Source organism: Pacificibacter sp. (assembly GCF_039769035.1).
Classification (GTDB): Bacteria; Pseudomonadota; Alphaproteobacteria; order Rhodobacterales; family Rhodobacteraceae; genus Celeribacter.
Genome location: NZ_JBDMZG010000100.1, coordinates 1 through 4,535, shown reverse-complemented (window position 1 = coordinate 4,535; position 4,535 = coordinate 1). Strand labels below are relative to the sequence as shown.

Below are 4,535 nucleotides of genomic sequence, written 5' to 3'. Positions count from 1 at the left end.
CGACAGGCTAATCGGACAACAGTACCATCGTCAATCATGAATGGGACAAATGTATCAAATACGATTCTCAAGCGTCTGGCAGGCGAGCTTCCTGAGCTGACACCTGAAGCGCGCAAGGCTGCAACTTATGTGCTGGAGAACCCCCGTGACGTAGGGGTGTCCACTGTGCGCGAAATCGCGCAGGCGGCAAACGTCAAACCTAACACGGTCGTGCGTATGGCGCGGCAAGTCGGCTTTGAAGGTTACGAGGATTTCCGCGCACCCTTTCGCGAAGCTATCAGGCGCGGTGCTGCAGACTTCCCTGATCGCGCGCGCTGGTTGCAAGAAATCCGCAAAACAGGCGACCTTGGCGGGCTTTACGCAGATATGGTGCGCGACGTGCTGGGCAACATCGAAGAAACCTTTGCCAATATTTCAACAGGGGACCTGAAAGTCGCAGCCGAGGCGATTTGGGCAGCGCGACGGGTTTTCACACTTGGGGTTGGCGTCAACAACTCTGTGGCGCGGAATTTCACCTATCTTGCTTCAACGGGGATGACCGAGTTTCATGCTATTCCTCGCCCCGGATCAACGCCAGTGGATGATTTGGCATGGGCCGACGGCCAAGACGTTCTGATTGCAATCACCTGCAGACCCTATCGATCAGAGGTGGTCGAGGCCGTTCGCATCGCCCGTGAACAGGGCATGGTCATCGTGGCACTATCAGACAGCCCAGCCAGCCCGATCATTCGGATGGCCAACCACAGGTTTGTCGTTTCAGTTGACACACCGCAGTTCTTTCCCTCGTCAGTCAGCATCATCGCGTTACTTGAAACGCTACTGTCCTTTGTCATTTCGGTTGCAAGTGACGAAATTCCCGAACGCGTGGCGCGGTTTCACGCAAGACGCCATGAACTTGGCATGTATTACAGTGAGGACAAATGACAAAACCACTTCGATCACTGGCAGCGCGCTATTATACCGATCCGCAGGTCTTCGAGATCGAGACCGCAGGGTTGTTGGCGCGGACGTGGCAATTCGGGTGTCATGCCTCCGAACTGACCGACATCGGCGATTATGCCACGTTTGAAATCGGGGGCGAGAGCCTGTTTGCCATTCGCGGGCGCGACGAAAAAATTCGGGTTTTCTATAATGTGTGCCAGCACCGCGCGCATCAGTTGGTGCAGGGAAAAGGCACAACGCGGGTTGTGGTCTGCCCCTATCATGCGTGGACATATGAGCTGACGGGCGAATTGCGCGCTGGCCCCAACATTAAGGCCGTCGAAGGGTTTGACAAATCTGAAGTGTGCCTGAGCGAGGTCCGCGCAGAGGAATTCCTTGGTTTTGTCTTTGTAAACCTCGACCCAGACGCCGCCCCGATGGAAGAGTGGTTTCCAAATGCCCGCGCCGAACTGGAAGAATGGGTGCCCAATTGGGCGGAATTGAAGCCGCTGGAATGGGTGTCTATCCCCGAAAACTGCAACTGGAAGGTCTCGGTCGAGAATTACTCGGAGTGTTATCACTGCTCGCTAAACCATCCGACCTTCTCGAATGGGGTGGTCAAGCCTGAAACCTACGACATTCAACCGCAAGGCAAGTGTCTGCGACACACAACCGAATGTCAAAACCTCGAGAATATGACCTATGACGTCAATTCTGGCTTTGCGCATCAATACGAATATTCCAGCTGGTTCTTGTGGCCGATGTTTTCGTTCCAAGTCTATCCGGGCAATGTTCTGAACACCTATCACTGGCGCGCAATCGATGCGGGTCATGTGGTCGTCTGGAGAGGCTGGTACTCGGTCGGTGGAATTGACGATGAAAAGGTTCGAAAGCTCGCGCAGCAGGATCGGGCAACCACCGTGGAAGAAGACATTCACCTTGTCGAAAGCGTGCAGCGCGGGCTCGGCTCTCGCGGGTATCGGCCCGGCCCGCTGGTGATCGATCCTTGCGGTGGGGTGAATTCTGAACATCCCGTCATGCACCTGCAAAAGTGGATGCGCGATGCGATAGATGGTTGCGACAAAGGATCGGCAACTTGAAGACTTACTGGCAAAACTACATCGACGGCACATGGGTTGATGGCGGCGCAGGGCGGATCGACGTGTTTAACCCCGGCACTGGGGAAAAGATTGCGGAACAGTCGCTTGCGGATGCAGGCGATGTTGACCGCGCCGTGATGGCCGCCCAGCGTGTGCATCTATCAGGCGCACTAGCCGATCTGCGGCCAGTTGAACGTGGGCGCATGGTGCAAGCCATGGGCCGCTATCTGATCGACCATATTGACGAGATCGCGCAAGTGCTGACGCTCGAGCAAGGCAAACCCCTGTGGGAAGCGCGGATAGAGGTTGAAGGCGCCGCTCGCTATTTCGAATACTATGGCAATCAAGCGGAAACGGTCGAAGGGCGCTCGATCCCGCTTGGCAAAGGCTACTTTGACTTCACGACATATGAACCTTTTGGTGTTTCGGCCCAGATTATCCCTTGGAACTACCCCATTGAAATGACCGCGCGATCTTTGTCGGCGGCTCTTGCAACAGGCAATGCTTGCGTGATCAAAACGCCTGAACTGACCCCGCTTAGCAACGCGTGGATGGCTCTTGCGGCCGAGGCCGTTGGCCTACCCAAAGGCGCGGTCAATATCCTGTGCGGTCTAGGGCGCGACGCGGGTGCAGCGCTGTCGACCCACCCGCTCGTCAACCAGATTGTGTTCACAGGATCGGTTCCAACTGGTATCGCCATCGCAACCGCTGCTGCCAGAAATGTCGTGCCTTGCGTGTTGGAGTTGGGCGGAAAGTCTGCTGCAATCGTTCATGACGATGCCGATCTGGACGCATTTGAGACTGACGTGCGATGGGGCATCTATTTCAACGCGGGGCAAGTTTGCTCTGCCATGAGCCGTGTGATCGCACATGAAAGCATTCACGACGAACTGGTCGAACGCATGGTCGGTGTCGCGCAATCACTAACCGTCAAGCCCGGCATCGACCAACCCGACTTTGGGCCGACAATGGGCGCAATGGTCTCCGAGGTACAGCGCGACCGCGCAGCAGAGATTGTTACGGCAGCGCAAGGCGAAGGGGCACAAGTCGTCACAGGCGGGCGCAAGATGAACATTCCTGGTGCGTTTCTTGAACCCACAATCGTCACAGGCGTCACCCCCGATATGACCATCGCAAACGAGGAGGTCTTCGGGCCGGTTCTGTCCGTCCTGAAATTCTCATCCGATACAGACGCGATTAAGATCGCAAACGGAACGCCCTACGGTCTCGTCGGCGGCGTTTTCACGCGCAATCTTGATCGCGCGACGACGGCAGCTCGTAAGCTGCGGGCGGGTCAGGTGTTCGTTAATGAATGGTATGCTGGCGGGGTTGAAACACCGTTTGGCGGCTATGGCAAATCGGGCTACGGCCGTGAAAAAGGGCGCGAAGCCCTCTGGAACTATGTACAGACCAAAAACGTCGCGATCAAGCTTGGTTGAGCGCGCAGAAAATGACCCGATCAAATTGAAAGGCTAAGACATGAGTGCATTCGACGAAGATCTTTTTTTAAAGGGCTTGGAACAACGCAAAGCCACACTTGGCGCGTCCTACGTTGAAAAGAACCTCGCCGCCGCGGATGATTTTACGCGGCCGTTTCAGGAAGCAATGACCGCATGGTGTTGGGGCTTTGGCTGGGGCGACGATGTGATCGATGCCAAGACACGGTCCATGATGAACCTGTCGATGATCGGGGCATTGGGGAAAATGCATGAATGGGAAATTCACTGCCGTGGAGCGATTAACAACGGGGTCACATCGGACGAAATCCGCGCAATTATCCACGTCGTCGGCATCTATTGCGGCGTGCCGCAGGCGTTGGAGTGCTTTCGCGTCGCCCGAAAAGTTCTTGAAGAGGCCTGACGCTACGACTTCGTATCAATTCTGCTTCTGCAAATCGCGAACACTGCGTTCATGGCCAGGCGCAATCGGAAACTGATCAAGGCTGGAGCCCGCTTGAATGACCGCTTTTCGCGCTGCAAGGCGGCATCGCCAACTCGCTTGCGCAGCAATGCTTGTGCTGTGAGCGCATGCAGCATGATAATTGAATTCACAAGTTGGGCTCAAAGAAGCCCTTCGCTGCAATTTGAATGAATGACTGCTCTAGCCCAATATCTAACTTACAGACATGGAGCCAAGGGCCGTGGGCATAGGACCAGGCACCTCCGACGCACTATCAGTGTTACCTGAGCCTAATTAGCGTTGGTTAGTTTTGCTCGGGCCGCGGTCCGTGGACCTGTGGATGAGGGTTACCGTGCCTAATCGCTAAGTTTGAGATTCAGAACTATAGACCGCACCCCCCAATCATAAGGCCCCGCGTCTCGGACCACGGGCCTTTAGTATTAGCGTTGTAAATTCATTCGGGGATAATTTTGTTTGGATGTACATCTCTACACACGCACCAATTTCAAGCTAAACCGCACCGCTGCTCTTGCTGAGTGGCGCCAACTATTGAGCGCATAGATTCAGGCTGCGCTAGCAATCTGATGCGAGTTCTCATTCGTCTGACAGCAGCCT

The 4,535-nt window shown here is 55.3% G+C and carries 4 protein-coding genes; all 4 read left to right on the top strand.

The features are described from left to right. Window positions 1-36: 36 nt before the first annotated feature. From ABF287_RS09270 to ABF287_RS09255, 4 genes are read left to right on the top strand one after another with little or no spacing between them, the layout of a single operon-like run. A complete protein-coding gene (locus ABF287_RS09270) occupies window positions 37-924 on the top strand; it encodes a MurR/RpiR family transcriptional regulator (RefSeq protein ID WP_347184727.1) in 888 nt (295 codons plus the stop codon). Next, on the top strand, window positions 921-2,021 hold the full coding sequence (locus tag ABF287_RS09265) for an aromatic ring-hydroxylating dioxygenase subunit alpha (RefSeq protein WP_347184725.1): 1,101 nt from the start codon (window positions 921-923) through the stop codon (window positions 2,019-2,021). The genes ABF287_RS09270 and ABF287_RS09265 overlap by 4 nt, the downstream gene beginning before the upstream one ends. After that, on the top strand, window positions 2,009-3,460 hold the full coding sequence (locus ABF287_RS09260; protein ID WP_347184726.1) for an aldehyde dehydrogenase family protein: 1,452 nt from the start codon (window positions 2,009-2,011) through the stop codon (window positions 3,458-3,460). Before ABF287_RS09265 ends, ABF287_RS09260 begins: the two co-directional genes overlap by 13 nt. Window positions 3,461-3,500: 40 nt before the next feature. Continuing rightward, window positions 3,501-3,881, top strand: a complete 381-nt coding sequence (locus ABF287_RS09255; RefSeq protein WP_347184724.1) for a carboxymuconolactone decarboxylase family protein — start codon at window positions 3,501-3,503, stop codon at window positions 3,879-3,881. Window positions 3,882-4,535: the final 654 nt, after the last annotated feature.